23 protein-coding genes and 3 pseudogenes are annotated in these 26,131 nt (G+C 64.4%); 6 read left to right on the top strand and 20 right to left on the bottom strand.

Going from position 1 to position 26,131, the window contains the following annotated elements; genetic code table 11:
- Positions 1-1,123: 1,123 nt before the first annotated feature.
- Together LRS14_RS24105 and LRS14_RS24100 are read left to right on the top strand one after the other, a co-directional pair.
- A complete protein-coding gene (locus LRS14_RS24105; RefSeq protein ID WP_257801420.1) occupies positions 1,124-1,525 on the top strand; it encodes a single-stranded DNA-binding protein in 402 nt (133 codons plus the stop codon).
- Positions 1,526-1,536: 11 nt separating this feature from the next.
- Entirely contained in the window at positions 1,537-2,406 is an 870-nt protein-coding gene (locus LRS14_RS24100) for a DUF932 domain-containing protein (RefSeq protein WP_257801419.1), read from the top strand.
- 34 nt (positions 2,407-2,440) lie between these two features.
- Here the strand turns inward: LRS14_RS24100 and LRS14_RS24095 are convergent, their stop codons facing one another.
- Genes LRS14_RS24095 through LRS14_RS24085 form a run of 3 tightly spaced genes read right to left on the bottom strand, consistent with a single transcriptional unit; the run spans position 2,441 to position 4,031 of the window.
- The gene (locus LRS14_RS24095; protein ID WP_257801418.1) at positions 2,441-2,899 is read right to left on the bottom strand and encodes a hypothetical protein; all 459 of its coding nucleotides are present in this window, start codon (positions 2,897-2,899) and stop codon (positions 2,441-2,443) included.
- Positions 2,899-3,636, bottom strand: a complete 738-nt coding sequence (gene stbB, locus LRS14_RS24090; protein WP_257801417.1) for a StbB family protein — start codon at positions 3,634-3,636, stop codon at positions 2,899-2,901. Before stbB ends, LRS14_RS24095 begins: the two co-directional genes overlap by 1 nt.
- The gene (locus tag LRS14_RS24085) at positions 3,633-4,031 is read right to left on the bottom strand and encodes a hypothetical protein (RefSeq protein WP_257801416.1); all 399 of its coding nucleotides are present in this window, start codon (positions 4,029-4,031) and stop codon (positions 3,633-3,635) included. Before LRS14_RS24085 ends, stbB begins: the two co-directional genes overlap by 4 nt.
- 378 nt (positions 4,032-4,409) lie before the next feature.
- Here LRS14_RS24085 and LRS14_RS24080 point away from each other — a divergent pair, with 378 nt between their 5' ends.
- Together LRS14_RS24080 and LRS14_RS24075 are read left to right on the top strand one after the other, a co-directional pair.
- Complete coding sequence (locus LRS14_RS24080; RefSeq protein ID WP_257801415.1) at positions 4,410-4,982, top strand: hypothetical protein; 573 nt, start codon at positions 4,410-4,412, stop codon at positions 4,980-4,982.
- Positions 4,979-5,923 (top strand): relaxase/mobilization nuclease domain-containing protein, encoded by a 945-nt coding sequence (locus tag LRS14_RS24075; protein WP_257801414.1) that lies wholly within the window; start codon positions 4,979-4,981, stop codon positions 5,921-5,923. Before LRS14_RS24080 ends, LRS14_RS24075 begins: the two co-directional genes overlap by 4 nt.
- A gap of 621 nt (positions 5,924-6,544) precedes the next feature.
- Here LRS14_RS24075 and LRS14_RS24065 read toward each other — a convergent pair.
- From LRS14_RS24065 to LRS14_RS24020, 10 genes and pseudogenes are all read right to left on the bottom strand, one after another.
- A pseudogene (locus LRS14_RS24065) lies at positions 6,545-7,604 on the bottom strand (MFS transporter); the annotation flags it as partial.
- A pseudogene (locus LRS14_RS24060) lies at positions 7,605-8,556 on the bottom strand (IS481 family transposase). It abuts the pseudogene before it with no gap.
- 349 nt (positions 8,557-8,905) lie between these two features.
- Positions 8,906-10,030 (bottom strand): IS110 family transposase, encoded by a 1,125-nt coding sequence (locus tag LRS14_RS24055; protein ID WP_257801413.1) that lies wholly within the window; start codon positions 10,028-10,030, stop codon positions 8,906-8,908.
- Positions 10,031-10,135: 105 nt separating this feature from the next.
- Positions 10,136-10,339 (bottom strand): annotated as a pseudogene (locus LRS14_RS24050) (MFS transporter); the annotation flags it as partial.
- Complete coding sequence (locus tag LRS14_RS24045; RefSeq protein ID WP_257802214.1) at positions 10,309-10,704, bottom strand: DoxX family protein; 396 nt, start codon at positions 10,702-10,704, stop codon at positions 10,309-10,311. The gene LRS14_RS24045 and the pseudogene LRS14_RS24050, both read right to left, overlap by 31 nt.
- 2 nt (positions 10,705-10,706) lie before the next feature.
- Positions 10,707-12,617, bottom strand: coding sequence for an amidohydrolase (locus LRS14_RS24040; protein WP_257801412.1), 1,911 nt, complete (start codon positions 12,615-12,617; stop codon positions 10,707-10,709).
- A complete protein-coding gene (locus tag LRS14_RS24035) occupies positions 12,610-12,873 on the bottom strand; it encodes a XapX domain-containing protein (RefSeq protein ID WP_257801411.1) in 264 nt (87 codons plus the stop codon). Before LRS14_RS24035 ends, LRS14_RS24040 begins: the two co-directional genes overlap by 8 nt.
- A gap of 16 nt (positions 12,874-12,889) precedes the next feature.
- Complete coding sequence (locus LRS14_RS24030) at positions 12,890-13,561, bottom strand: hydrolase (RefSeq protein WP_310740872.1); 672 nt, start codon at positions 13,559-13,561, stop codon at positions 12,890-12,892.
- A gap of 34 nt (positions 13,562-13,595) precedes the next feature.
- Positions 13,596-14,456 carry an alpha/beta fold hydrolase gene (locus LRS14_RS24025; RefSeq protein ID WP_404977610.1) on the bottom strand — a complete coding sequence of 287 codons (861 nt, stop codon included), beginning with the start codon at positions 14,454-14,456 and terminating at the stop codon, positions 13,596-13,598.
- Positions 14,457-14,651: 195 nt separating this feature from the next.
- A complete protein-coding gene (locus tag LRS14_RS24020) occupies positions 14,652-15,386 on the bottom strand; it encodes a response regulator transcription factor (RefSeq protein ID WP_257801408.1) in 735 nt (244 codons plus the stop codon).
- A 387-nt stretch (positions 15,387-15,773) separates the two neighbouring features.
- Between LRS14_RS24020 and LRS14_RS24015 the strand changes: the two genes are divergently transcribed.
- Positions 15,774-18,125, top strand: coding sequence for a PAS domain-containing sensor histidine kinase (locus tag LRS14_RS24015; protein ID WP_257801406.1), 2,352 nt, complete (start codon positions 15,774-15,776; stop codon positions 18,123-18,125).
- Positions 18,126-18,206: 81 nt separating this feature from the next.
- Positions 18,207-18,983 carry a response regulator gene (locus LRS14_RS24010; RefSeq protein WP_257801405.1) on the top strand — a complete coding sequence of 259 codons (777 nt, stop codon included), beginning with the start codon at positions 18,207-18,209 and terminating at the stop codon, positions 18,981-18,983.
- A gap of 139 nt (positions 18,984-19,122) precedes the next feature.
- Here the strand turns inward: LRS14_RS24010 and LRS14_RS24005 are convergent, their stop codons facing one another.
- The 7 genes from LRS14_RS24005 to LRS14_RS23975 form a co-directional block, all read right to left on the bottom strand.
- On the bottom strand, positions 19,123-21,102 hold the full coding sequence (locus tag LRS14_RS24005; protein WP_257801404.1) for an amidohydrolase: 1,980 nt from the start codon (positions 21,100-21,102) through the stop codon (positions 19,123-19,125).
- Between the two features lie 15 nt (positions 21,103-21,117).
- Complete coding sequence (locus tag LRS14_RS24000) at positions 21,118-21,756, bottom strand: YceI family protein (RefSeq protein WP_257801403.1); 639 nt, start codon at positions 21,754-21,756, stop codon at positions 21,118-21,120.
- 211 nt (positions 21,757-21,967) lie between these two features.
- On the bottom strand, positions 21,968-22,945 hold the full coding sequence (locus LRS14_RS23995; RefSeq protein WP_257801402.1) for a tripartite tricarboxylate transporter substrate binding protein: 978 nt from the start codon (positions 22,943-22,945) through the stop codon (positions 21,968-21,970).
- 73 nt (positions 22,946-23,018) lie between these two features.
- Positions 23,019-23,402, bottom strand: coding sequence for a cupin domain-containing protein (locus tag LRS14_RS23990; RefSeq protein ID WP_257801401.1), 384 nt, complete (start codon positions 23,400-23,402; stop codon positions 23,019-23,021).
- A gap of 10 nt (positions 23,403-23,412) precedes the next feature.
- A complete protein-coding gene (locus LRS14_RS23985; RefSeq protein WP_257801400.1) occupies positions 23,413-24,408 on the bottom strand; it encodes a zinc-binding alcohol dehydrogenase family protein in 996 nt (331 codons plus the stop codon).
- A 40-nt stretch (positions 24,409-24,448) separates the two neighbouring features.
- The gene (locus LRS14_RS23980) at positions 24,449-25,342 is read right to left on the bottom strand and encodes a 3-keto-5-aminohexanoate cleavage protein (protein WP_257801399.1); all 894 of its coding nucleotides are present in this window, start codon (positions 25,340-25,342) and stop codon (positions 24,449-24,451) included.
- Positions 25,343-25,352: 10 nt separating this feature from the next.
- On the bottom strand, positions 25,353-26,129 hold the full coding sequence (locus LRS14_RS23975) for an SDR family NAD(P)-dependent oxidoreductase (protein ID WP_257801398.1): 777 nt from the start codon (positions 26,127-26,129) through the stop codon (positions 25,353-25,355).
- Between the last annotated feature and the right edge of the window lie 2 nt (positions 26,130-26,131).

The raw sequence follows: 26,131 nt of genomic DNA, 5'->3' as shown, positions 1-26,131 counted from the left end.
GCCAATGGCACTAGCTTCGCCCCCCTGGCCAAGTGCGGTCGACGATCTGAATGAACAAGCAGAGCAAGCATGACACCGCCATTCAGCTGTTGATGCAGCATTTTGCTCGTGCTTGGAGAGACTGGGAAGGCTTGTGAGATGCCTCGCTCGCTCGTCAGCGCCCGTGAGAACCTTACCTACGGTACTCGACGCCTTCTCCACCGCCGTATGGTTATTCTCTTACTTTGACAGCTTTGCTTAATCGGACCAATTCAGCTGTGCGGCGGGAAGAGCTGCTTTTCAGCGCTTCCCGTACGCTACGCGGCTGCCTGTGAGGCTGACTGCCGGATGCCCGCTTGGGGTCGGTGAGCGTCCGCGAACGTCCGGTCTTGCAGGCCGCGCAGAGGTTGCTCTCGCTCTCAAGCTGGATTCCGGCAATGCAGGTACAGGACACTGAGTCGCGCGCGTGTTAGTTTGCTTACTCGCGTAGACGCTGAGCCAACGCGACCAGCCGGCTCTGCCGGTGTCCTTACGACGCGGCCCTTGCCCGTGCCCGGGGATCGCGGGCTTTGGTTGCCTTCCCGCTGCGCGGGAACGCCGCCCGCTTGTCGTCCTGACCGGCTGCGCCAGCCAGCACGCCACCCCAGTCACCCGCCACGCCCGAAGCCGGGCCGCGGAGGTGGATGTGATCGCCCCGGCTCGTCCGTCGCGCCAGTCGCTGCGTTGCACTGCGCTTGGTGGCACGCCGGCCGCGGCGCCGCCGGGGCTCAAGGATGGGGCGGGTGCCTCCCGCGTGCAGCCGCTGCGCCAGGCAAGCTGTCACATCGGCTGCAGGCGCTTGGACCCTCTGTCCGTTGCAGCCCTCGCGCCGATCGGCCCACCGGGTCCCCCCACAAGTCCCCCCGATCCTGCAGCGAGGGGGGACTTGTGGGGGGATCTACATACGGTGGGCCGGGTGACCGGCGCACCGCTTCGGCTGCTGTAAAGCCTTCGCCCATCCCCCACCCCTTCCCGCCGGGAAGGGGCCGTGCCCCACCCCCGCCCGCCCGTGGGCGGGAGCGAGGAAGGTCCGAATGAAGGGATCAGCTTCTTAAAGCCACTCACCCCGGGTGACCAGCGATGCCTTCACGCAAAGGAGCGCACCATGTCCCCCGTCCAGATCATCCAGCGCCACGCCCACCTCGCCGGCCCGGTGCAACTCGACCACATTCCCACCTCCGACGGCCCCCGGGCCCGTGCCACCCTGACCGCGCTCAGCCAGCGCCGTCGGGGCAAGGACAAGCAGGACCCGCCGGTGGCCATCCGCTGGACGGTGTGGGGTGCGCTGGCCGAACACGCCGCCAAGTACCTCGGCCGCGGCAGCCACGTCAACGTGGTGGGCCACCTGCACAACCACAGCTACGTCGCCACCGACGGCCACACCGTGCACACCTTTGTCTTTACCGCCGAGGAGATCGACTTCCTTGACAGCAAGGCCGAAGCCGACGCCCGGCGCGAACGCCAGGCGTTCGTCGCCGAGATGGACCAGGCCCAGGCCACCCGCTGAAGGAGACCACCATGCAAACGATCCACTCCACCCCGACGCTGACCACCCGCTTCGCCTACGGCACCCGCGTGCTGCGCCAGGACAGCGGCCTGGCCGAAGACCAGATGCGGCAGGTCGCCCCGTCCATCTTCGCCCCCGGCAAACACGCCAGCCGGTCGGAGCGCTACAGCTACATCCCCACCATCGAGGTGCTGCGCGGCCTGCAGAAGGAGAACTTTCGTCCGGTGATGGTTGCTCAGGGTGCCAGCCGTGTCGAAGGCAAGGCCGACTACACCAAGCACCTGATCCGCCTGCGCCATGGCGAGCCGAACCAGCGAGACGAAGCGCAGGAAATCATCCTGATCAATAGCCATGACGGCGTCAGCGCGTACCAGATGCTCGCCGGGCTGTTCCGATACGCGTGTGCCAACGGCCTGGTGGTCGGCGACGTGGTGGAAGATCTGCGCATCCCGCACAAGGGCCAGGTGCAGGACCGGGTGATCGAAGGCGCCTTCCGCGTTCTGGACCAGTTCCAGGCGGTCGAGGAGCACACCGATGCCATGAAGGCGCTGCCCCTGCAACCGGCGGAGGAAAGGGCGTTTGCCACCGCCGCGCTTGCGCTGCGCTTTGGCGAGAACACCGTGGCCGACTTCGGCGGTCACACGGCCGCCCCAGTCACAGCCGAGCAACTGCTAGAAGCACGGCGGCCGCAGGACGTCGGCCACAGCCTCTGGCATTCCTTCCAGCGAGTTCAGGAAAACGTCATCCGCGGTGGCCTGACGGGGAGGGGTGCCAAGGGTAGGCGTCTGCACACCCGGCCGGTGAACAGTATCGACCGCAACGTCAGCCTCAACCGGGCCCTGTGGCTGCTGGCCGAGGAGATGCGCAAGCTCAAGGCTTGACGAGGGAAAGGGGCATTTCGAATGCCCCTTTTTCTCAGCTGAAGGTGAACAGCCACCAACCGCCTGCCAGTCCTGCGGTACCGCCGACGGAGAACGCGACGACGGCCAGCTGCCACGACCTGAGCAGATTCAAATGCAGCGCACGGCATCTTTCCTGGATGACGCGCTGCATCGCCATGCTCAGCTCGCGGTGGAGGATCTCCTTGGCCGAGGTCTGCAGGGCTTTGACCTGCGCCGCATGCGTGTCGCGCATCAACTGCTCGGTCCGGGAGGCGACGCGGCGCATGACCTCCACCTGGGCAGCCCACGCCAAGGCGTTGACCTCGTTGCGCATGTCTTTGACGCCGGTGTCCACCAGGACGCCGGCGGCCTGCACGGCCTTTGCACTCGCTTGCAGGTCACCGACACAGCTACGCGTCGCTTCCAAGGCGCTCAGGAGATCGCCGATCGCCTCGGCGACGAGCGCTTCGCGAACGGTCGTCGGGCTGCTCATCATGCTGCCGCCGGTGCGGGTGCCGGGGCGCTGCACGGCGCTACAAGACCCAACGCCGCAAAGCAGGCGTCCAGCTCGGGCACCACGCCGCGGGCGAGCCGCCGGGCTGCCAGCCGCCGGGCGTGCACCAGCTTCTCGGAAGTGTCGGTGGCCTGCGCGATCAACGCCTTGTGGTCGGTGCCGTCATCTGCCAGCACATGCAGGTCGACCGGTGACTGCTTGACCAGCTCGTACACCTCATTGAGGCCAATGCGACAAGCGCCATTGGCCCCCTCGATGCGGCTGTGCCGGGCAAACGCCAGCACCGGCTCGAACGCCCGATCGAAATCTTCGGTTTTGTCGACCATGTTGAACACCACCCGCAGCTTGTCCGAAGGGACCCCAAGGCGCCGCAGTTCCGTCAAGGTGGCGATTGTGTCCCGCTGTTGCTTGAACGCCGACACGGTGGGCACGATGAAGAAGTCGAAGTCTTCGTGACTGCCGGTGTAGCGTTCCATTAACGCCAGCAACTGCTCGACGTTGCTGGCCCCGATGTCGATCACCACACTGTCGACCGTCTGCACGTAGTCCTGCAGATCACCGAACTGGTTGCCTCGCAGCGACGCATGATCTCCCTGGTCGTCGTTGATGGTCTCCACGGCAACCAAAGAGGCGCCTGGCATTCGGGGCAGGAGCAGGTGGCGCGCCACTGTGGTTTTGCCGACATTGCCGGAGAAGTTGATGACAGCGACTTTCATGGATGCCTCCGAAGCAGTGGGTTGGAGATGCGGTTGCGCATGAACGCTTCGGCGAACTCTTTGCCATTGCAGTGCGCGCCGAGCATGCGTTGAACGAGCTGTTGATCCTCTGTGTCGCGGATTGCCGGGCGTGCAGACAGGGTGTTCCGGCATGGCGGTTGCACCACGCTGGGGATCGGTTCGTCTCGCGACTGCGCAGGCGTCGCTAGACGAGCCAGTGCCTTCTTGGCCTCTCTGTGCACCGTGCTCTTGCTGACAGTGATGCCCGCATTGGCTAGAGCGCGCCGGATTGCCTCCAAAGAGTAGCCGCGTTGGCGCAGCCTGGCGATGTCGTCGAGGTAGCCGCGGGCCTTCCGGTTGGGTCGCCCCGGCAGTTCGCTGAATTCTAGTGTCATGAAAACTCCTTTGTCCTGACACTGCGCAGCCCGAAACGGTGTGCTGCACTCGTCTTGTCACCAGTTCGCTAACGTCTCAGGTTCGTGTCGGTAGCGTGCCGCTTTTGTATGCGCTCCGTCTCGCATTCGCTCCTCTTTCGTTTGGCAATCGTCGCGGTTGGCTGCCTACGGGGGCTCAGTTTCAGGCCTTGTCGCTGGGAGTCGGACGGTGCGAAGCGATGTTGAGTGCCTTCTAAGGCGTTTCGGCCGCTGGATCTGGCGGACATCCAGCGTGAATGTGACCTGTGCAGTCACCGAAGATGAGGGCAAGGGTTAGTGCAGGATAGGCGCGGTGGCGCCGTTTGTCGGACAAGCTGGCGCTTGTCCTGGGAGGCTCGGATGGACACCTCACCTCGCGACCGCATTACGGTCGATTTGCAGGGCCTGAAGGCAGCGCTGATCGCGCGCGCAGAATCCGATGGGCTGATGCCGTCGCAGGTCGTGCGGCAGGCACTTGTTGCGGCGTTGGGCCCGAGAAGAGTGATGGCCACCCAGCCAAAGCAGCCAATCGCGCGACTGAAGTCTCAGCGCTTGTGCTTGCGCATGCGTCCTGAAGAGGTCAGGGCGGTGCTGACGTCCGCTGCGCTTGCTGGCCAGCGGCCCGGTCGCTGGCTTGGGCGGGTGGCGGCCGGTGGTCCTGGCGTTGCAACTGCAGAGCAACTGGACGCTCAGCACACCGCGTTGGTGGCAGTCTCCGCCGAGCTTGCGGCGCTCCGTCGAGCCCTGCAACGACTGACGTTGCAGAGTCGGACCGAGGCTCAGGCGGTAGACGCAATGGCCATTGCGCAGATCCTCGGCGACCTGCAAGCACTTCTGGCGTCAGTCGCATCGTCGACGGCGAAGCGCCTACCTGTCGGCAGGGCGGCGGGGCAGCGCACGTCCCACAGCCGCCTTGCTAGGAGCGCAATGTGACTTCAACGACGGAAACAGCACTGCTGCACTGGGGCGAACGTCTGTTCTACCCCGGCAATCGACGGGTGGCCAACTCGGCGCCGCACCTGCGGGGCACGCCAACCGAGCGAGCCGCGGCGCTGCGCCAGCGCATTGCTGCGGTGGTGCAGCGCCGAGCGCCACAAGTGATGGTCAAGGTCACTGGCGGGGGCAGGGGCATGCGGGCCATCACGGCGCACTTCCACTACATCAGCAAGCATGGTCGGCTGCCGATGGAGGATGACCGGGGTGAGTCAGTGCGAGGCCGCGAGGAGCTTGGTTTGCTGGTCGACGAGTGGCGCTGGGGCGGGACCCACATTTCAGAGCACACGGAGCGCCGGGAGGCCTACAACGTCATGCTGTCCATGCCGCGCGGCACGGACCCGTCCATCGTGCTGCGGGCGGCGCGCGAGTTTGCGCAGACTGAGCTTGCAGATCACAAGTACGTCATGGTGCTGCACGACCATCAGGCAAATCCTCACGTGCACCTCAGTGTGCGGGCGGAGTCAAACCATGGGCGCCGGCTGAACCCGCGCAAGGCCGACCTGCAACGTTGGCGGCAGACCTTCGCGGAGAAGCTGCGGGGATGGGGCATTGACGCAGAGGCGACACGTGCGCCGACACGTGGTGTGCGCGGGCGTGATGAACCGTTGTGGCAGCGGCAGGCGCGGGCACAACAGCGGCTTCGGCGAGACGCCAAACGACCGCCGGCCCGGATAGCACCGTCCCAGCTTGCGGCTCGTCAAGCCTGGGCGCACATCGGACAGGCGCTAATACGCTCAGATGACCCGCGCGACCGTGCGCTGGCCCGCCATCTCGCTGCGTTCATGCAGCGGACACCTGGTTTCGACGTTTCCAACCGCTCGGTACAGCGCATCATGGAAACAGATCGCAGGGACCGTACCTCCGAGCCACGCCGCTGAGCTATAACCTTTGACGAATACGACGTACTGGCAACGGTGCTCAGATTGGCACTACCGCCTAGCCTCGCTGCTGAAACGCTCGGGCGGCACCACTGGTCGCAACACGCTGGCCGCCGGCGGCGGAAGATCGGCACGCCCGTTCGGCGGTTGATTAACTGCTGCGCGTCCAACTGCCGGCCGCACCCACTGACTACCGCGACGACGAGACGAAACTGCAGGTGCTCAACGAGCCCGGCAAGAAGGCGCAGGCCAGGAGCCGCCTGTTGGCGAAAGAATGACGGAATGCTGGGGGGACGGCACAGGGCCGCCAATCCGTTCGAGGCCGAGATTAGACGCAAGGGGCTCGCGTGCGGTGCCCTGGGCTGCCGCCGCAACGGACACAGCGTGCCGGTGCTGACCGAGATCTAGGCACTGCTGGCGGCCAACCTACAGGCGGTTCTCCTATCCAGCCTGCTGGGCAAGGCACTGCACTACCTGGCTTCGCAGCGGCTCAAGCTCCTGCGCTTTGTCAACGATGCCACTGCCCGCAGGACAACAACGCCTGCCACCAGTAAACGGGCGCTCGCGGCTGCCTTCGCCAGCTAGGCGCTGTCAATCGGAGGCCTCGTGTTATCAATCAGGCCGACGGCGCCATGCAAGGAGTCCAACAGCGGCAATGCCCCCCAGCATTAACGCGTAAGACGATGGTTCAGGAATCGGCGCAGTCAAGCTCAGGGTATACAGCCCACCCTCCGCGCCAGTGGCTGTACCGGTGACTCGATAAATGAACTCGCCGGCTGGGAGGCTGAGCGCCACAATCCAGCCCAAACCCAGCAGCAGCATCAGGCCCACCGCCACAGCCTGCTGCCGCACCAGCACCAGCACCAGCACCAGCACCAGCACCAGCACCAGCACCAGCACCAGCACCAGCAGCAGTGGCAGCAGCAGCAGCAGCAGCAGCAGCATGACCGTGGCCGCCAGGCCGGAGGCCAGCAGCACCAGCCCGTCGAGGCCCAGCCGGGTGCGCAGCCGCAGCAGCAGTAGCGCCCCGCCGATGGCGCCCGCGCCCACCGCGCCCAGCAGCACGCCGTAGTAGCCGGCGGTGCCGCGCAGCAGCTGGCGCGCCGCCAGCGGCAGCAGCGCCAACACCGCGCTGGCGAACAGGAAAAACACTACCGGGCGCAGCATCACCACATGCAGCTCGCGGCTGGCGCGGGTGTAGCGCAGCCCGGCGCGGAAGGCGCCAAGGAAGTTTCCGACAGGCCGGTGTCCGGCGTGGCCGGCCGCTTCCACCGCAGCAGCGCGCCGATCACCTGCACGTAGCTGGCCACATCAGCGCCGTAGGTCACGCCGGCGCCGAAGCTGGCAAGCAGCAGGCCGCCCGCGGCCGGGCCGATCGAGCGGGCGATGTTGATGCCCAGCGAGTTGAGCGCCACTGCGCCCTTCAGGTCGGCGCGCGGCATCAGCTCGGGCACGATGGCCTGCCAGGTGGGCGCCATCAGCGCCGCGCCGATACCGCCGATGAAGGTAAGCGCGATCAGCCACTTTACCGTCAACTCGCCGGTCTGCAATAACACCATCAGCGTGCCGCCGCCAGCACCAGCTGCACGGAGATGAGGAAGCGCTGGCGGTCGAGGCTGTCGGACAGCACAACCGCCGGGATGGCCAGCAAGAACACCGGCAGCGTGGCTGCCGTCTGGATCTAGGTGTGAACCGTCAAGAGGTTCTTTCTTGATTTGGTGAGTTTGGACATCGGAAAAGCGCCGCTGATACCTGCGTGAGGGCGGTGCCAGTTGTAGTGGTGCTGCCAGCTGGCCAACGCCTGCGTGCGCTGGTCGGAGTTCTGGTAGGTCCATCCATAGGCCCACTCGCGCAGCGCCGACTGGATGAAGCGCTCGGCTTTGCCGTTGGTCTGGGGCCGGTACGCGCGGGTGAACTTCTGCGTGATGCCCAGAGCAGTGCAGGCGGCGGCGAAGTCCTTGGACCGGAACGCCGAGCCGTTGTCGGTCAGCAAGCGGCGCACCGTGATGCCCAGGCTGGCGTAGTAGGCCACCGCATCACGCAGGAACTGCACTGCCTGCGGCGTCCTCTCGTCCGGGTGCATGGCCGTGAAGGCAATGCGCGCGTGGTCATCCACGGCCACGAACAGCATCTCCCAGCCGGCCCCGTCGACCGAGTCGCGGCGGTTGCCCGTAACGCGGTGGCTGGGTCGCTCGATGCGTCCGAGCTTCTTGGTGTCGATGTGCAGCAGGTCGCCTGGCTGGTCGTGCTCGTAGCGCACCACCGGCTCGACCGGATCCAGATCGCTGAGCTTGGACAACCCCGCGCGAGCCAGCACGCGGCTAACGGTGCTGGCGGAGACGCCCACGCTTAGGGCGATGCGCGCCTGGGTCATGCGGCGCCGGCGCAGCTCCACGATCAGCAGCGCCTTGGACGGATCGATGGCACGAGGCGAGTGGGCGGGCCGCGACGACGCGTCGGCCAGCGCTGCCTCGCCCCCCGGCCAGGTAACGCCCAAGCCACTTGCGTGCGGTCACAGGCGTCACCCCGTGCTTAGCGGCCGCATCACTGGCCGACCAGCTCAGCTCGATCATCTGCTCAACCATCTCCAGGCGACGTGCGTACGTCAATCGGGCATGCTTATGGATGTTCATCCGGTTGGCTTCCTTGAGGATTGGGTGTTTGGCGACTTCCAGTCTCTCAAACCCAACCCGGATGAACACCGGATACAACCTATTGAAGCTTCACATCTGATATGGCCGCTCTCCGCAAGTCCTGTGCGTTTAGTTGATGCTTGAATGGCAATGGCCCGAGGGGATGCGACACGAAGCCTGCTGCGACGATGGATCAGACTGATATCCGTGGGTTGGGTACCACTGTGCATGGATCCGCCGTGGAAGCTGCCTCGCTCTAGTTTCGCGGGTTGCCAGGGCCTTCCGTCGTAGTGTGACTGAGGGTTCTTCCCGTCGGATGCCGTGTCGCATCGCCTCGGGCCACTACCGATCAAGCGCCGTTGCGTAATGGCGCAGCGGCTTGTGCCTGACGCGCTATCGCCCAGACGAATCCCGCCAGCTCGCGCGCGACTGCAACGCAGACCTTATTTATCTGCACGCCACGCGAGGACAACTGGGCAAACCGACTGCTGAGCCTCATCTGTGCCTTCCAGGCATGGTCGCGAATCGCAGCTGGCAGCTCCGCGCTGCGATTGCGCAGCGTCGTGCTCATGCGAGCCGCAAAGCGGTAGTTCCACGCTGCCTCCACGAGCAGCCGCCGAGCGTGGCCGTTTCCGGTCTTGGTGATGGAGCCGCGTCGCACGCTGTTGCCGCTTGAATGCTCCGACGGCACCAAGCCCAGATAGCCCATCAGGTCACGCGCGGTCTCGAAGCGCTCGAAATCTCCGATCTCGGCGATCAGGCCGATCGCCGTGACGCTGTCGACACCACGCAAGCTGCGCAGCGCCGCGACGACCGGCGCGAAGCACCAGCTCTGCACGATTTGCAGCAGTGCTGTCGTCAAGCGATCGACCCGCTGCTGAGCCGCTTCCACGGCCAGCAGGTATTCCGCCATGGCCAGTGTTTCGCCAGCATGGTCGAATCGCTGGTCGGCGATCCAGCGTTCATGGGTCTTGGTCCACGATGTCTTGCCGGGATAGCGCCGATCGTGGCGCAGCATGAACGACTTGAGCTGTTGGCGAGCCCGCAGCCTGGCCTGTACGGCGTCTTCCCGAGCTCGGCACAGATCCCGAATGCTCTCGTGCGCCTCGTCTGGAACCCAGATCGCTTTGAGTTCGCTAGCTCGCGACAGCTCCGCCAGTCGGCAGCAGTCACGTCGGTCGTTCTTGATCCGGTCGCCAGCACGCTGGGGGATCAACGAAGGCGCAACGATCTCGCACCGGTAGCCCCGGCGGCACAACTCCCGATACAAGCCGAAGCCGGTCGGGCCGGCCTCGTAGACGACGCGAATGTGCGATGGGTCGCCTGCCTGGGCCAGCAGCTTGGCTAACTGCCGAACGTCCGGTCCGAGAACACCGACGAATCTCGCCGGGGTTCGACCCGCCTCGCACGCCGCCACACTGATGCTGTCCTTGTGGACGTCCAGGCCGACAAAAAACTCGGTACGCTCTTCCATGGCTCGTCTCCTTCAGTTGCGTCTGGCTCGTCCAGCCGTATGTGGCTCGGCACACTTCGGTGAGTAACCCACGGATCTGGAGACGAGCCCTTGACGCTCTCACTGAGCGGCCATCATGTCTAGGCCACCGCGGTCGGGCCTGGCCGAAAAGTCAGTGACCAGCCAGGAGCTGGCGACGTCGCGCATGAAACTGCCGATGTTGCCCAGCACCGTGGCGGCCCACAGCACTGCGAAGGTAGCATGGCGCAGAGGGGCGAAGGCGCCGCTGGAAGGTGTGCTCACGGTGTGGATTGGTTGAGGTCGTGCCAAGCCACCAGTAGGAAAGCACCGGTCAGGCCCAGGTGTTCAAAAAATGCATTGGCGGCCATGAAGCGCTCGGGCGGCGCCATGGTCCAGAAACGCAATGCGATGAAGGTGGCCGCCAGCGTGAAGACCGACAGCGCTAGCGCGCCCAGCCAGCGCAGCCGGCCGCTGAGGACGAGTGCCGAGGCGCCCAGCTCCAGCACGACGATGCCCACCGCCATCGGCGCGGCCGGCGCAAGGCCAAAGTGGTTAATTTCGGCAATGGCACCGGGGAAGTCGAAGGCCTTCTGCAGGCCGCCCTGCAGGTAGGCCGCGCACAGCAGCAGCAGGGCCAGCCAGCGCACGGCCGGCGAAGTGAACACCCGCACCATTCTCATACCGCCCAGCAGGCGCAGCCGAGCGCGCCCCAGAAGCCTTTCAGGTCGGCAACCGGTAAGCGGGCGCTCCACGCCGTAGCATGGGCGTGGCCATGTACGGTGCACTGCTTGGCGCAGCTGCAGGCGGCCGCGGCTTGTCGATGCAAGCGGGCCTGCATCGGGGCGCCCTCCTGCTCGCCCCAGGCGGCATAACCGCCATAGCGGCGCACCGGCGACCAGTCGGGCATAGCCGGCGGCAGAGGGGCGTCGTCGTGCGCGGCGAAGGGACCGGCGCCGTATACCACCTTGCCGCCCACCACCGTCAGCAGCGAAGTGGTATCCGCGATCTCCGATTCGGCGCATGCAAAGAAGTCGCGGTCGGGCACCACCAGGTCGGCCAACTGGCCGGCCTGGATGCGGCCCTTCAGACCTTCTTCGTTGGAGAACCAGGTGACCTTGTCGGTCCACATGCGTAGTGCAGTCTCACGGTCCAGGCAGTTGCGCTGCGGCGTGAGCTGCATGCCGCCCACCGTCTTGCCGGTGATCAGCCAGCTGAGCGACACCCAGGGGTTGTACGAGGCCACGCGGGTGGCATCCGTGCCGGCCGACACCTTGGCGCCCATCTCGAGCATCCTTTTCACCGGCGGCGTGGCCTCGGCCGCACCGGGGCCGTAGCGCTCGACGAAGTACTCGCCCTGGTAGGCCATGCGGTGCTGCACCGCCACGCCGCCGCCCAGCGCGGCGATGCGGTCGATCGACCGTTCGGAAATGGTCTCGCAGTGGTCGAAGAACCAGTTCAGGCCCTGCAGCGGCACGTCCTGGTCCACGCGCTCGAACACGTCCAGCGCGCGGCTGATGGTCTCGTCGTAGGTGGCATGCATGCGCCAGGGCCACCGGTTCTGCGCCAGGATGCGCACCACCTCTTCCAGGTCGCCTTCCATCCCGGGCGCCATGTCGGGCCGCGGCTGGCGGAAGTCCTCGAAGTCGGCGGCCGAGAACACCAGCATCTCACCCGCGCCGTTGTGGCGGAAGTAGTGGGTGCCCTGCTTGTAGCGCGAGGTGGCCGTCCAGTTCAGGAAGTCTTCCTTCTCCTGCTTCGGCTTCTGGGTGAACAGGTTGTAGGCCAGGCGGATGGTGAGCTGCCCGGCATCGGCCAGCTGCTGGATCACCTGGTAGTCCTCGGGATAGTTCTGGAAGCCGCCGCCCGCGTCGATGGCGCCGGTGACGCCCAGGCGGTTCAGCTCGCGCATGAAGTGGCGCGTGGAGTTCAGCTGGTACGCCGGCGGCAGCTTCGGGCCCTTGGCCAGTGTGGCGTAGAGGATGGACGCATTGGGCTTGGCCAGCAGCAGCCCGGTGGGGTTGCCGGCGCCGTCGCGCATGATCTCGCCGCCGGGCGGGGCCGGCGTGTCGCGGTCGTAGCCCACGGCGCGCAGCGCGGCGCCGTTGAGCAGCGCGCGGTCGTACAGGTGCAGGATGAAGACGGGCGTGTCGGGCGCCACCGCATTCAGCTCGTCGAGGGTGGGCAGGCGCTTCTCCTCGAACTGGTGCTCGGTGAAGCCGCCCACCACCCGCACCCACTGCGGCGCCGGCGTGACGGCCACCTGCTGCCGCAGCATGCGCATCGCGTCGGCCAGGCTCTTCACGCCGTCCCAGCGCAACTCCAGATTGAAGTTGAGCCCGCCGCGGATGATGTGCAGGTGGTTGTCGATCAGCCCCGGCAGCACGCGGCGGCCGTGCAGGTCGATCAGGCGGGTGTGCGGGCCGGCCAGCGGCAGCACCTCGTGCTCGCTGCCGACGTGGGTGAACACGCCGCCGCTGATCGCCACCGCGCTGGCATTGGGGTTGGCTTTGTCCAGCGTGGTGAACAGGCCGCGGTGCAGGATCAGGTCCGGGGCCGCCTGGGCGGGCGGCAAGGGGGCTTCAGCCATGTTTGCGTTGCTCCGTGGGGGCGCAGGTCGGCAGTTCGCCGAACATGTGGGGCTTGACCTGGTGGTGTAGCCAGGAGGTGGCCACTGCAGGCCGGGCCATCCACTGCTTGACCAGCGGCGGGATCTGCTCGCCCACCAGGATACCGAGCAGCCCCACCAGCGCGATTACCGGCGGCGCCGGCGAACGCACCTGGAAGAGCGCGTAGATGACGCCGACCAGCAGGCCGAGCGCCACCGAGAGCAGGTAGGGCTTCATCGGCGCGCTCCGTGCTTCAGCCTTCGTGGGCGCCGAACATGGTCTTGGCGTAGATGATGCCCAGGCCGTAGGCGCCGCCGTACTGCTTGGCGATGCCGGTGGTCATCTCGTAAGTGTCGGTGCGGGCCCAGTCGCGCTGCAGTTCCAGCAGGTACTGCAGCGAGGTCATCGGCCGCGCGCCGGCCTGCACCATGCGGTCCATCGCGCGGTCGTGTGCCTCTGTGGACACGTCGCCGCAGGCGTCGGCGATCACGTACACCTCATAACCCTGGGCGATGGCCGACAGCGCCGGGCCGACGATGCACACGCCGGTCCACAGGCCGCTCAGCACGATGCGGTCTTTGCCAATCGAGTTGATCTTGTCGATAACTGCCGCGTCCTCCCAAGTGTTCATCGAGGTGCGGTCCAGCATCTTCTGGCCCGGAAACGCTTCCACGATCTCGCTGAACATCGGGCCGGAAAAGCTCTTTTCGGCCACGGTGGTCAGGATGGTGGACACCTTGAAGCCGGCGGCTGCGCGGGCCACGAGGCCGGCGTTGCTGCGCAGGTTTACCGCGTCGATGGACTTGGTGGCAAACGCCATCTGCGACTGGAAGTCGATCATGATGAGCGTGTGGTCGGCCGGCGTCAGCAGGCCGGGGCCGGCGGTGGGGGGTGGCGGTGATGGGCATGGTTGGCTCCTTGTCAAGAAGAAAGGGTGCTTAGATGGGTAATCAGGACGTTCAGCTCTGAATGAATGCCAGCAGGTCGGCGTTGAGCTGGTCCTTGTGAGTGCTGGCCAAGCCGTGAGAGGCGCCGGGGTACACCTTCAGCGTTCCATTGGGCACCAGCTTGACTGCCAGCTGAGCCGAGTTGTGAATTGGCACGATCTGGTCGTCGTCGCCATGGATGAACAGAGTGGGCACGTTCATCTTCTTCAGATCCTCTGTGAAGTCGGTCTGCGAAAACTGCTCAATGCAGTCGTACTCGCTCTTGAGCGAGCCCTGCATCCCCATACGCCAGAAGTTGTCGCGAAGCCCCTGCGACACCTTAGCGCCAGGCCGGTTGGCCCCATAGAACGGGCCGCTTAGATCCTGGAAGAATTGCGAGCGGTCGGCCTGCACGCCGGCGCGGATTCCGTCGAATACGTCTTTCGGCAGTCCGCCCGGATAGGCAACCGACTTCATCATCGTCGGCGGCACTGCGCCCACTAGCACTGCTTTGCCAATGCGCTCGGTGCCATGGCGACCAATGAAACGCGCCACCTCGCCACCGCCGGTAGAGTGGCCGACCATCACCGCGTCGCGAAGATCCAGTTGCTTGAACAGGACAGCCAGGTCATCGGCATAGGTGTCCATATTGTTGCCGCTCCAGGATTGGCCGGACCGACCGTGGCCGCGGCGGTCATGCGCGATGACACGAAAACCGCGCTGACCAAGGAACATCATCTGGTCTTCCCAGGCGTCGGCCGTGAGCGGCCAGCCGTGAGAAAAGACAACGGGACGCCCCGTTCCCCAATCTTTGTAGAAGATTTGAGTGCCGTCGTTAGCGGTACAAATATTGCTGCTCATGGTGCTCCTGTCTGTGAAGTTCGGTTTTTGCATTTGGCGACGTTGACTTCGCTAATGATTCCTTGCAAGTGTGGGGATCCTTCCTGATGCGGTAATTCTCTGCTAGGTGGCGCGTGCTAAAGATGGCACCTTCTACGCACGAGTGAAAACGGGAACACCGTGCTTCGCCGCTCTGAGCATCAGGTGGCGTGGCTGCACTATGCGCAACACATCCCGACTTGCTAGCAGTCATCTCAAGGAATGATCCGGGAGGACGCTTGACTGTGTGCATGCTGAATGCATTCGTTGCAGTGCAATAGGGTGGTCAGCCGTTAAATTAGCCCTTGTTATCGTTGATTCGGTATCATTGCATGGAGTAATAAACGACGGGGCGATTCGATGGTCTAGGAGTCCTCTGAATGTGGCAATCGCCGCAGCTTGAGTGCGTGACGACGCACCAAGCTTCTCAAGAACCGATTTAACGTGACACTTAACCGTGCTGATTGAGATGCCTAGGTATTTAGCGATAGTCTTGTTGCACAGGCCACATGACACTAACCTAAGAACTTGCCCCTCGCGGGGCGTTAATGTCTGACGCGTCACGCTTTCGACAATACATTCGGCCGCCTCGGGGCAGAAATGCCTGCCCCCTTGACTGACAATTTGGAGTGCGTTCATCAGATCGTTTGCGGTACAACTTATCAGTATGTAGCCCCGGGCGCCGAGAGTAATGGTTTGCAGCACCTCAACTTCGCGAAAGCCGCGCGCAACCACCATGACGGGCGGGTGTTTCGATGCACCGTTTTGCACCAACATCACGAGCGTCTTGTAGTCTGAAACGAGAACGTCCACATTGAAGAACGACGGGTCCGGGCTAGGCACGACCGAAACTCCCGGCGCTGCACCGAGCATCGTCATTAGCCCGGCTGCAATGATCGGCTCTTCGTACAGAACTGCAACGCGCAGATTGCCGTTCACGTTCATGTGACCTCCTTCCAAGTCTTCACAGCGATTACGGTTGCATCTTTGGTCAACAACGTGATCGTTGAAAGCCAGACGTCGCCTTTTTCGGGACTATGATTGATTAGGATGACCGGATCGTTTCAGGTCTAAGGGAAGAATGTTGCATGCGAAACAAGCTGGCGTAGTGAACTTGTTTGCGATCCCAAAGCGCCTGTTGTGAAAGCTCTGTAGCGTGAAGTTGGTCCAAGGTCTCCTACTGAGGGTTGAGGTGCTCGCGGCGTCTAGATGGAGGACTTGTTGCTGCTGTCGCTTATGTCATATGAAACACAGGCACGTCGAACGGGTCACCGCCTCCCACTGTGGCCGGCATAATCACTGCATCCTTGCTGCGCAACGGTCTCAGCTCCAATGAGCAAGACTACAAACGACTTGTTGAGAGAAACAGGCGACGCTACATCCGTCGGGGCGTGCGCAGCTGATGGGCTTGACTTTCGGCTGGCTCTCGACCAAATCCCTGGTCTAGTCTGGACAGCAGCGCCTGATGGCTACATCGAATATCTCAACCTGCGTTGGTGCGAGTACACCGGCTTGCCGATGGAGCAGGCTAGCGGTTGGGGCTGGCAAAGTGCGGTCTGTCCAGCCGACCTACCGGCACTGCTTCAGACTTGGCGGGGCGTTTTGGCATCCGGTCAGGCTGGCGAGGCGATTGCTCGACTGAGGCGGCACGACGGTGTCCTGCGCTGGTTCTTGTTCCGCGCAGTGCCCTTGCGCGACGACGCCGGACGCTTGTTGCGTTGGTATGGACAGACGACGGACATCGAGGAACGCAAGCAGGCTGAAACACGTCTCGAGCAGTCGGAGGAGCGGTACGCGCTGGCGATGGCTGCTATCGGCAGCGGACACTGGGACTGGCTACCCTGCGAGGCGCGTCTGTATGCCTCGCCGCGGCTCTTGTCCATGTGTGGACTGCCGGCCTCAGCTGCATTTGTGGATTGGCAACACTTCTCTGCCAGCTTGCCAATTCATGCAGACGACCGGGAGCAGTGGGACAGCGCTGTTCGCAATCACATGTCTGGTCGCCTAGCTGAGTTCAAGCTTGAAATCAGAACGCATGTTGACGGGTCCATTCACTGGTTCGAGTTTCGGGGGCTTGCCTCGTGCCGGGCAGACGGGCAGCTGGAACGGTGGACTGGGTCCGTTGCTGATGTCACTGGTCGACGTCGCGCTGAGCTCAACCTCCGTGAATCGCAGGAACGGTTCTCGCTCGCTGTCGAAGGCTCGCATGACGGAATTTGGGACTGGGACGTGGTATCGAACAAAATGTTTCTGTCACAGAGAGCGCAGAAACTTTATGGGATCACGGTCGGACCAAATTTGAGGGATTTCGATGACTGGGCGGCGTTGATAAAGCTACATCCGGATGACGAGGTTCGACATTGTCGCCAATTGAATGACTACCTGGCGGGGCGCGCGGCAATGTTTGACTGTGAGTTCCGAAGCCGGCATCTTGATGGCCATTACCATTGGCTACATGTGCGTGGTGTCTGTGTTCGTGATGGCAGTGGCCGGGCAACGCGAATGGCTGGTTCAGTCAGCGACATCGATGCTCGAAAACGCGCCGAAGCGGCGCTTCAGCGCTCGCAGCGACTCGATGCCATTGGCATTTTAGCCGGCGGTATTGCGCATGACTTTAATAATATACTTGGTTCAATTCTCGGATTCTCGGAAATAGCCTTGCGCCGCACCCGCAAAGGTAGCCAGGTGCGGGTCGATTTAGAATGCATTGTCAGTCAGGTAGACCGCGGTCGCGCACTTGTCGGACGCATACTGGCGTTCAGCCGCACGGGTGGCGGGAAGAAGTGCATGGTGCATATCGAAGGCATAGTGCATGAGTGGCTCAACATCCTTTCTGCCACAGCGCCAGCGAGCATCCGCATTCAATCATCTATGAGTTCTGGTCGCGCTTCGGTCATCGGAGATCCTACTCAGATCCATCAAGTATTGATGAACATTGGAAGCAATGCTTTGCATGCTATGGGCAGCATTGGTGAGCTTCGCATTGAGATTTCTCGGCAATTCCGTAATCACCAACATAACGTTACTACGGGACGTGTCGAACCCGGAGAGTACGTTGTCCTTCAGGTGCGAGACACCGGCCATGGAATCGCACCGGACATTCGAGATCGAATCTTCGACCCCTTCGTGACAACGAAAGACGTTGGAGCAGGCACCGGTCTCGGGCTCTCTTTGGTGCACGGCATCGTCACAGAAATGGGCGGCGCCATCGACGTGGATAGCGAGGTCGGGCAAGGCAGTTGCTTCACAATCTATTTGCCTTGCAGCGGCGATGCAGGATCGTCGAATATCGTTAAATTGCCGGAACTCCCTAGGGGTCGTCATCAACAAGTCCTTATCGTAGATGACGAGGAAGCGCTGGTCCACATTACCACGAAGACACTTGGCGATCTGGGCTATGTTCCGGTGGGATTCACGTCTAGCTCTGAAGCGCTGGCAGCGTTTCGTGCTCACCCGGACCGCTTCGATGCAATCATAACGGACGAGAGTATGCCTGGTCTTACAGGTACGTCGTTGATTCGGGCCGTGCGCGCTTTGCGGCAGACTGTTCCAGTAATACTGGTGAGTGGGTACTTAGGCGGGACTGTTGCGATCAATGCAGAAGCGGCGGGTGCAAGTTGCGTACTCAACAAGCCGCTGTCGCAAAGGGAGTTGGCTGAGGCGCTGGCTAAGGTGATCTCTTGAAATGTAGGATTGGTCACCGATTTCAAACTAAGACGCGTAAAGTCGCCTTGTCGTATTGGCTGGTCTAGACGGGAGGCACAGATGCCATTTGAGGGAGCTTACACGCGGCTGTGCAGTACCAAATCGGTTGGTGCGACAGTCTGCAATGTGTTGCTTGTCGACGACGACCCAGCCATGGGTGTCATGATGGCAAGATACTTCGCAAACTCAGAAATCCATGTATTTGCCGTGGGCTCTGGGCAGCAGATGCGCGATGTATTGGCCGAGGAAGCGGTTGATCTCGTCGTACTCGATCTTCGACTCGGCGCCGAGAACGGCCTTCAATTGGCCCAAGAGTTGCGCGAGCGATCGAGGATTCCGATCATCATTCTTACTGGCCTGCTAGAAGAGGCCGACCGAATTATGGGACTAGAGCTCGGCGCGGACGACTACTTGACAAAGCCGGTCTCTTTCCGTGAGCTGCTTGCGCGGATTCGGGCTGTTCTGCGGCGTACGAGGATGTACGAGAATGCAGCCGATGCGGTAGCAGATGTTCGTGCATATCGGTTCAACGGGTGGGAGCTCAACGTGCGGCTTCGTCGACTGTACGCACCTGATGGGACGCCTATTCATTTGCGAAACAGCGAGTTCAACTTACTGCTTGCGTTCTTAGCATCTCCTGGTCTGGTGTTGAGTCGTGACCAACTCCTCGAACGATCTCGATTGCATGTCGACGAGGTCTATGAACGTGCGATTGACGTCCTCGTGACAAGACTTCGAAAGAAGCTTGATGTCGCGCCCAGTCGTTTGAACTTCATCGCAACGCAGCGCGGGGCCGGATATCGATTTGACGGCAACGTCGAGTTGATCTGCGTTTGATGCGAAGACCGTGCTTTTACACAAAGCTGCCGAAGTTGCTCCACGAATGCATCGCACGGGCGTTCAAAGATGACGGTCCGGCGGATGTGCTGGCTAACGCCGGACTGCAGGACCCGTCCGTGTCCGACAGGAGAAACAGTCAAACGTAACAGCTGCACCCCAGCGCGCCCCAGAAGGCCGGTGCGTCGAGGGCCGGCACCCGGGTGCTGGCGGCCAGCAGGTGCTTATGGCCATGCAGCGAGCAGGCGGCTCGGCAGGCGCAGGCGGCGGCGTAGTGGTAGCGACGGTCTTCTTCACCCGACGCCCGCTGGCGGGCCTGGTAGCCGCCGAACGTGCGCACCGGCGACCAGCTGGGCGACGCCGGCGGCAGCGGCGGGGCCAGCCCGGCGAAGCGCTGTGAGCCGTGGACCACCTGGCCGGCCACGACCGTCAGCACCGACACGATGTCCTGGATCTGGTCTTCAGGAATGCTGAAGTAGTCCCGGTCCAGCACGGCCACGTCGCCCAGGGCGCCGGGTCGCAGCACGCCCTTCCTCCCGCTGTCGCGCGAGAACCAGGCGCCGTCGGCGGTCATCAGGCCCAGCGCCGCCCGGCGGTCCAACCGTCGCTCCTCTGGATACAGCACCGTGCCGCCGATGCTGCGGCCCGACACCAGCCAGTACAGGGCCTGCCACGGGTTGTAGCTGTTGACGCGGGTGGCATCGGTTCCCAGGGTCACCGGCAATCCCATCTCCAACATGCGCTTAACCGGCGGCGTCTCGGCCACCGCAGCTTTGCCGTAGCGGCGGACGAAGGCTTCGCCCTGCATTGACATGCGGTTCTGCACCGCAATGCCACCGCCGAGCCGCTTGATGCGCTCCAGGTTACGCGGTGAGACGGTCTCGCAATGGTCGAAGAACCAGCCCAGCCGGTCGATGGGCCGCTCCCGGTGCACCTTCTCGAAGACATCCAGCGCGCGCGACACCGTCTGGTCGTAGGTGGCATGCATGCGCCAGGGCCAGCCATTGCCGGCCAGGAAGCGCACGACGGCCTCGAGATCGGGTTCCATGGCGGCCGGCATGTCCGGCCGCGGCACCAGGAAGTCCTCGAAATCGGCCGCCGAGAAGGCCAACATTTCGCCCGCGCCATTGAGGCGGTACATGTCGCTGCCGTCGCCGGGCCGCCCGGTAGCCACCCACCGCTGCATGTCGGCCAGTTCGGCGCCCGCCTTTTGCGGGAACAGGTTGTAGGCAAAGCGCAGCGTGAGCCGACCCTCCTTGGCCAGCCGGTCGATGATCTGGTAGTCGTCGGGGTAGTTCTGGAAGCCGCCGCCGGCGTCCCCGACGGAGGTGACGCCGAGCCGGTTCTCCTCGCGCATGAAGTGCAGCGTGGAATTGATCTGGTCCTCCGGGCTGAGCTTGGGTCCCTTGGCCAGTGTGTTGTAGAGCACGAAGGCGTTGGGCTCGGCGAGCAGCAGGCCCGTGGGCTCGCCGTTGCCGTCGCGCTCGATGATGGCGCCCGGGGGCTGCGGCGTGTCACGTGTGTAGCCCACCGCTCGCAGTGCCGCGCGGTTGAGGAAGGCCTGGTTGTAGAGGTTCAGCACGAAGACCGGCGTGTCGGGCGCGGCATCGTTGATCTCCTTGAGCGTCGGCAGGCGCTTCTCGGCGAACTGGGTGTCGTTCCAGCCGCCGACCACCCGCACCCACTGCGGCGGCGGCGTCACGCGTGCCTGCGCCTTGAGCATGTCCAGCGCCGCATGCAAGCTGCGCACACCGTCCCAGCGCAGCTCCAGGTTGTAGTTCAAGCCGCCGCGGATCACATGGGTGTGGGAGTCGGTCAGCCCTGGAATGACCCGTCGCCGCTCCACGTCCACAACGCGGGTCTGGGCATCGGCCAGTGGCACGATCTCCGCATCGGTACCCACGGCCAGCACCAGGCCGTCCTTGAGCGCCAGCGCGCTGGCATCAGGCTGTGCGGAATCCATGGTGCTGATGCGGCCGTTGTGCAGCACCAGATCGGGGGCTGCCCGTGTGCTGCCGCTTTGTGCCGCCAACGGGCCGGCCAGCACGCTGAGCCCCAGCGAGCCAGCGGCCTGCAGGAAGTCGCGCCGAGCGGGGCGCTGGTCGAAGAGATGCGTCATGGCTACTCCGGGGGTTCACGGCTGCTGGACGAATTCGGCCTCGATGGCGATGTCGACCACCTCGCCCACGCCCTGGCGGACCGGCGGCGGATTGAAGCCGAATGCCAGGCGGGGCACCTGGCCGGTGATCGAAAAGCCGAGGGCCGGCACTTTGGCGAAGGGATGGGACTTCAGCGCGCCGTTGAGCGTGGCCGTCAGTGTCACGGGCTGGCTGACGCCCAGCAGGTCCAGCCTGCCTTCGACCTGCATCGTGCGCGGGCCCGTGGGGATGACCTTGGTGGACGTGAAGGTCGCTCGCGGGAACTTGGCGACGTTGAAGAATGGCTCGCTTCTGAGTTCGACGTTGAAGTCGCGGCCTTGGGCGGGTACGAAGTCCGTTTCGATCGAACCCAAGTCCACGCTGGCCTGGACCGAACTCCTGGCAAAGTCCGCAGGGTCGAACCGGATCGTGGTGTCAAAGCGCTTGAAGCGGGCGGTGTAGTTCGACAGGCCCATGTGGCGCACCCGCCAGGTCAGGCTCGCATGTTCCTTCTCGAGGATGTATGTGCCCGCGGGCGCTTCGATCGGCGCGGCATCGCCAGCGACGGCGCCGGCCATCACGAGCAGAGCGGGGATGAACAGTAGAGTGGAGATTGCGTATCGACGGCGTGTCATGACGGTACCTGAGCAGGGTGGTGTGTGGGCCTTTTCATTGAGCCGCGGTGGCTTGATCTAGCCAACCTCCGGAAGATCTGTAGGCGCCTCAATCTTTGGGGGTAGTACAGGGCTGGACCAGGGAGTCGACGCAGGGCGCGCCCAGCCATGGCGGCAAACCCAATTCGCAAGACGGCAACGGCAGCGCACGGCTCTTCGTGGTCGATGCGAATCAGTCGAGTTTGATGCCCGCCTCTCTGATCAACGCGGCCGCGGCATCGAACTCCCTCGCCAGCTGTTCGGTGAACTGCTTTGGCGTGGAGGAGGCCGGCTGCGCGCCCAACTTCTCCATCGCGGCCTTCACCTCCGGCAGCTTCAGTACCTTGACCGTCGCAGCATTCAGCCGGGCGACGAGCTCCGGGGCCGTCTTGGCAGGGGCAAACATCGCCACCCAGAAGGTGTAGTCGGAGTTCGGGAAGCCGGCTTCTACCGTGGTGGGCACATCCGGCAGGACTGGCGAACGCTCCGGCGTGCCAACGGCCAGCGGCGTGAGCTTGCCGTCGCGGATCAGCGGCATGGCACTCACCAGCGGGGCGAAGAACCAGTCGACCTGGCCACCGATGACGTCCATCAGTGCCGGCGGCGTGCCGCGATAGGGCACATGCGTGGCTGCCAGCTTGGCGGATACCCGGAACTTCTCTGCGTTGATGTGCGTTGCACTCCCGTTGCCCGCGGAGGCGTAGGTCATAGAGCCCGGCTTCGACCTTGCCTTGGTCACGAGGTCCGAGACGCTGGCTACCTTGCTTTGGGTGGACACCACCAGCACGTTCGGCAGCGTGGCCAGCAGCGCCACGGGCGCGAAGTCCTTCAAGGTGTCGTACTTCAGCTTTGGATAGAGCGCGGCATTGACCACATGGCCGGCCGAGTGCACTAGCAGCGTGTGCCCATCGGCGGGCGCGGCGGCGACCTGGCTAGCACCCAAGGTTCCGCCGGCGCCCGCCCGGTTGTCGACCACGATGGGCTGGCGCAGTTCCTTTGCGAGGTGCTCGCTCAGGATGCGCGCGATGACATCGGTGCCCGAGCCGGCCGTGAACGGGACCACCAGCGTGATGGGTCTGCCCACAGGCTCCTGGGCCAGCACGGCAGCCGAGGCGGCCGTCATCGCGAACGAGGCAATGCTGCGGAAGAGGACTCGACGGATGCACTTCATGTCATCTCCTTCATTCAAGGGCAATCGTTTGCCCTATTAGTCGAAATAGGAACTGTTGACTACGCCTGGTAACTCAAGAAGGTCGTGCGGGAGGCTGTGGGCCGTCCATCCGAGGCAAGGGCATCACCAAGAGCACGTTGCAGGGCTGGCTTGAGGTGTTGCGAAGCACGCGGCTTTCACCCGGGGCGATGCGGCAGGAGTCGAGGGGCCCCAGCTCCGCTGTCGAGCGCTGGTCCCCGTGGACGGCTTCGACCACGAGACGGCCCTCGACGACCACATAGAACTTCTCCACGTCGGAGGCCGACGCCGTGGTTCCGCCGCCGGGTTCGATGGAGGACAGACCGATCCAGACCGAGTCCGCGGGCCCGGCTTCGCGGCCTTGCAGCCTGCGCATCGACATCTGCCGGTGGCCTGGCGCCTCGTATGGCGGCGCCTGGAGGAAAGGAACCAGGTGCATGATGGCTTCCTCAGGGTGCGAGCACCACGCGCTCCATGGAGCCCGCCAGAACCTTGCGGTAGGCCTCGGCGGCCTGGTCCAGCGGGAGCAGGGTGCCGTCGTCGACGTCGAAAGCCTTGAGCGAGCCGTCGTCGAAGCCAGGCAGCAGGCTGTTGAGGATGCCGGCGCACTGGGCTGCGCTGAGCTTCAGACTGTCCACGCCCAGCATCTGGAGGTTGCGGCGGTAAAACGCCAGGATGTCGAAGCTCACGTTGCGCTCGATCGTGGAGATCAGCACCTGGGTGCCGTTGACGGCGAGTGCGTCCAGCGCCAGCTGGAAGTAGGGCGAGCCCACCGTGTTGTAGGCGATGTCGGCGCCGCGGCCGTCCAGTGCCTCCAGCAGCTTGCTGCCCAGCTGGGGGTCCGCCGAACTGAATAACGGCACCAAGCTGCTCGCATGCCCGATGTAGCTGTGGCTGTCGCGCTCGACGCCAACCACCTTGGCGCCCTGCCGCGTGGCCAGCTGAATGGCCGCCTGGCCGACCTTGCCGTTGGCGCCGAAGACCACGACGGTCTGGCCCGGCCCCGACAGGCCGGCACGGCGCAGGCCCTCGTGTGCCGTGATGAAGGGCACCCCCACCGTCGACGCAGCCGCGACGCTGACGCTGTCGGGCTTGCGGCTCAGTGCCTCCTCGGGCAACACCAGGTAGGTGGCATGGGTGCCGTCTCGGGTCATGCCGAGGTCGCCGCCTGTGCCCCACACCTCCACGCCGCGCCAGGGCGCCGGGCCGGCCACCACCACCCCGGCAAAGTCGCGGCCCGGGGTGCGTGGCCATACGGCATGCGGCATCATGCCCAGCGAGGCCTTGACGTCGCTCGGGTTCACGGCCGCGGCCCGCACCTGCACGACGGCATGGCCCGCAGGCGGCTCGGGGAGCTGGACGTCCACCAGGCGGGGTGCGATCGCCGCGGCATCGGCCGCCTTCTCGGCGAGGACGAGCTTGCGTCCATTCAAAACTTGAGTCACGGTGGTTCCTTTCAGAGGGACGGTGGGTGGTCGCGGCGTCTCAGCCCGCCGCATTGCTGTCTTGCAGGCCCCAGGCTTTGCGCGCCTGGGTGGCGCTCGCCAGCTGGCCGCCCAGGTCTTCGACGATGCGACGTGCTTTGCTCACCAGTTCGGCGTTGCTTCTGGCGAGCCGGCCTTTGTCGAGGTAGATGGTGTCTTCCAGGCCGATGCGCACATTGCCGCCCATCAGCAGCGACTGGGCGACGGCTTGGAACGCGTGGCGTCCCACCGCAAAGGCGCTCCACTGCGCCTGTGTGGGCAGCAGCGACTTGGCGAAGGCGATGGACTCGGGCGAGTAGGGCAGCGAATACCGCACGCCCAGGACGAAGGTGAAGAGCCCTGGTCCCTCCAGCGTGCCGTCGTCCATCAGCTTGCGCGCCAGCACCACGTCCCCGCTGTCGAAGCACTCCAGTTCCGGTACCACACCGGCAGCCCGGATGATCTGGGCCATGCGGGCGACGTTGCGGGGCGTGTTCATCACCACCTGATCGCCCGAGTTCATGGTGTTGAGGTCGAGCGAGCAAATGTCTGGCCTCAGTGCCGCGATGTGGCTGACCCGTTGCTCGGGCGGCAGGAGCGTGGTGCCGGCGGCTGCCAGGCGTGGGTTGCCGTCCGTGGGCACGAAGCGGCCGCCTGGCCCGGTGGTTAGGTTGATGATGAGCCGGGGGTCGTGCCGGCGAAGGTTGTCCACCACGCGGGCGTAAAGCTCCAGGTCCATCGACGGCGCGCCCGAGACGGGATCGCGCACGTGAATGTGAACCGCAGCGGCGCCTGCTTCAGCGGCGGCCAGACACTCGTCGGCGATCTGGCTGGGCGTGATGGGCAGATGGGGCGTCTGCTCCGGCCGGGTGAGGTTGCCGGTGACGGCGCAGGTAAGGATAGTGAGCGGCTCCATGTCGCGCACCTCAGCCCAGCCCGCGGCCGCCGTCGACCACGAAGATACTGCCAGTGGCATAGCGAAGCGACGTGGCGCAGGCGACGATGGCGGCGGCGACGTCGTCGGCCATACCCACGCGCCTGAGCGGAATCGTGGCGCCTACGCGCGCATTGAAATCCGCATCGCGGCCCGCGACGAAGGCGGTGTCGACCACGCCAGGCGATACAGCCACCACCCGCACGGTGGGTGCCAGGGTCTTGGCCAGCGCCTTGGTCAGCGCATCCACACCGGCCTTGGCTGCCGCATAAGCCAAGTTGCTGCCCATGCCCGACAGCGCGGCGATCGAGGACACATTCACCACCAGCCCGTCTTGGGACCGCTTAAGTTGCGGCGCGAATGCGCGGATGGCGGCAAAGGTGCCTCGCCAGGTGGTGGCAAAGATGCTGTCGATGAGGTCGTCGGTCAGCCCGTCCAGGTCCGCTGCAGGAACCGGTTGGGTGAAACCCGCGGCGTTCACCAGGATGGAGGTACCGCCGGTGCGCGACTGCACCTCCTCGGCGGCGCGGGCCAAAGCGGCGCTGTCGGTGACCGAAGCCGCCACCGCGAAGTGACCGCTGCCGGGCAAGGAAGCCAGCAGCGCCTGCGACTTCTGAGGTGGGGTGCGCTGCAGCAGCACCACGCGAGCGCCCAGGTGGGCTGCGCGCCGTGCGGTGGCGGCGCCGATGGCGCCGTTGCCGCCGGTGATCACCGCGACCTGGCCTTCGAGGCTGTCGTGCGGGGCGAATGTTCGAGCAGAGTTGTTCATGG

The sequence above is a fragment of the Aquincola sp. J276 genome, from assembly GCF_024700035.1.
GTDB lineage: Bacteria > Pseudomonadota > Gammaproteobacteria > Burkholderiales > Burkholderiaceae_C > Aquincola > Aquincola tertiaricarbonis.
The sequence above is the reverse complement of the archived record's forward strand: the minus strand, read 5'-3'. Positions and strand labels throughout refer to the sequence as shown.

Coding starts and splice junctions, on each gene's coding strand:
- LRS14_RS24080 (WP_257801415.1), top strand. CDS start 4,410: ATGGACACCTCACCTCGCGACCGCATTACGGTCGATTTGCAGGGCCTG.
- LRS14_RS23990 (WP_257801401.1), bottom strand. CDS start 23,402: ATGCACCTGGTTCCTTTCCTCCAGGCGCCGCCATACGAGGCGCCAGGC.
- LRS14_RS24040 (WP_257801412.1), bottom strand. CDS start 12,617: ATGGCTGAAGCCCCCTTGCCGCCCGCCCAGGCGGCCCCGGACCTGATC.
- LRS14_RS24025 (WP_404977610.1), bottom strand. CDS start 14,456: ATGCAAAAACCGAACTTCACAGACAGGAGCACCATGAGCAGCAATATT.
- LRS14_RS24045 (WP_257802214.1), bottom strand. CDS start 10,704: ATGGTGCGGGTGTTCACTTCGCCGGCCGTGCGCTGGCTGGCCCTGCTG.
- LRS14_RS24005 (WP_257801404.1), bottom strand. CDS start 21,102: ATGACGCATCTCTTCGACCAGCGCCCCGCTCGGCGCGACTTCCTGCAG.
- LRS14_RS24035 (WP_257801411.1), bottom strand. CDS start 12,873: ATGAAGCCCTACCTGCTCTCGGTGGCGCTCGGCCTGCTGGTCGGCGTC.
- LRS14_RS23975 (WP_257801398.1), bottom strand. CDS start 26,129: ATGAACAACTCTGCTCGAACATTCGCCCCGCACGACAGCCTCGAAGGC.
- LRS14_RS24010 (WP_257801405.1), top strand. CDS start 18,207: ATGCCATTTGAGGGAGCTTACACGCGGCTGTGCAGTACCAAATCGGTT.
- LRS14_RS24020 (WP_257801408.1), bottom strand. CDS start 15,386: ATGAACGTGAACGGCAATCTGCGCGTTGCAGTTCTGTACGAAGAGCCG.
- LRS14_RS24100 (WP_257801419.1), top strand. CDS start 1,537: ATGCAAACGATCCACTCCACCCCGACGCTGACCACCCGCTTCGCCTAC.
- LRS14_RS24055 (WP_257801413.1), bottom strand. CDS start 10,030: ATGGAAGAGCGTACCGAGTTTTTTGTCGGCCTGGACGTCCACAAGGAC.
- stbB (WP_257801417.1), bottom strand. CDS start 3,636: ATGAAAGTCGCTGTCATCAACTTCTCCGGCAATGTCGGCAAAACCACA.
- LRS14_RS24015 (WP_257801406.1), top strand. CDS start 15,774: ATGAGCAAGACTACAAACGACTTGTTGAGAGAAACAGGCGACGCTACA.
- LRS14_RS23980 (WP_257801399.1), bottom strand. CDS start 25,342: ATGGAGCCGCTCACTATCCTTACCTGCGCCGTCACCGGCAACCTCACC.
- LRS14_RS23995 (WP_257801402.1), bottom strand. CDS start 22,945: ATGAAGTGCATCCGTCGAGTCCTCTTCCGCAGCATTGCCTCGTTCGCG.
- LRS14_RS24085 (WP_257801416.1), bottom strand. CDS start 4,031: ATGACACTAGAATTCAGCGAACTGCCGGGGCGACCCAACCGGAAGGCC.
- LRS14_RS24095 (WP_257801418.1), bottom strand. CDS start 2,899: ATGAGCAGCCCGACGACCGTTCGCGAAGCGCTCGTCGCCGAGGCGATC.
- LRS14_RS24105 (WP_257801420.1), top strand. CDS start 1,124: ATGTCCCCCGTCCAGATCATCCAGCGCCACGCCCACCTCGCCGGCCCG.
- LRS14_RS24000 (WP_257801403.1), bottom strand. CDS start 21,756: ATGACACGCCGTCGATACGCAATCTCCACTCTACTGTTCATCCCCGCT.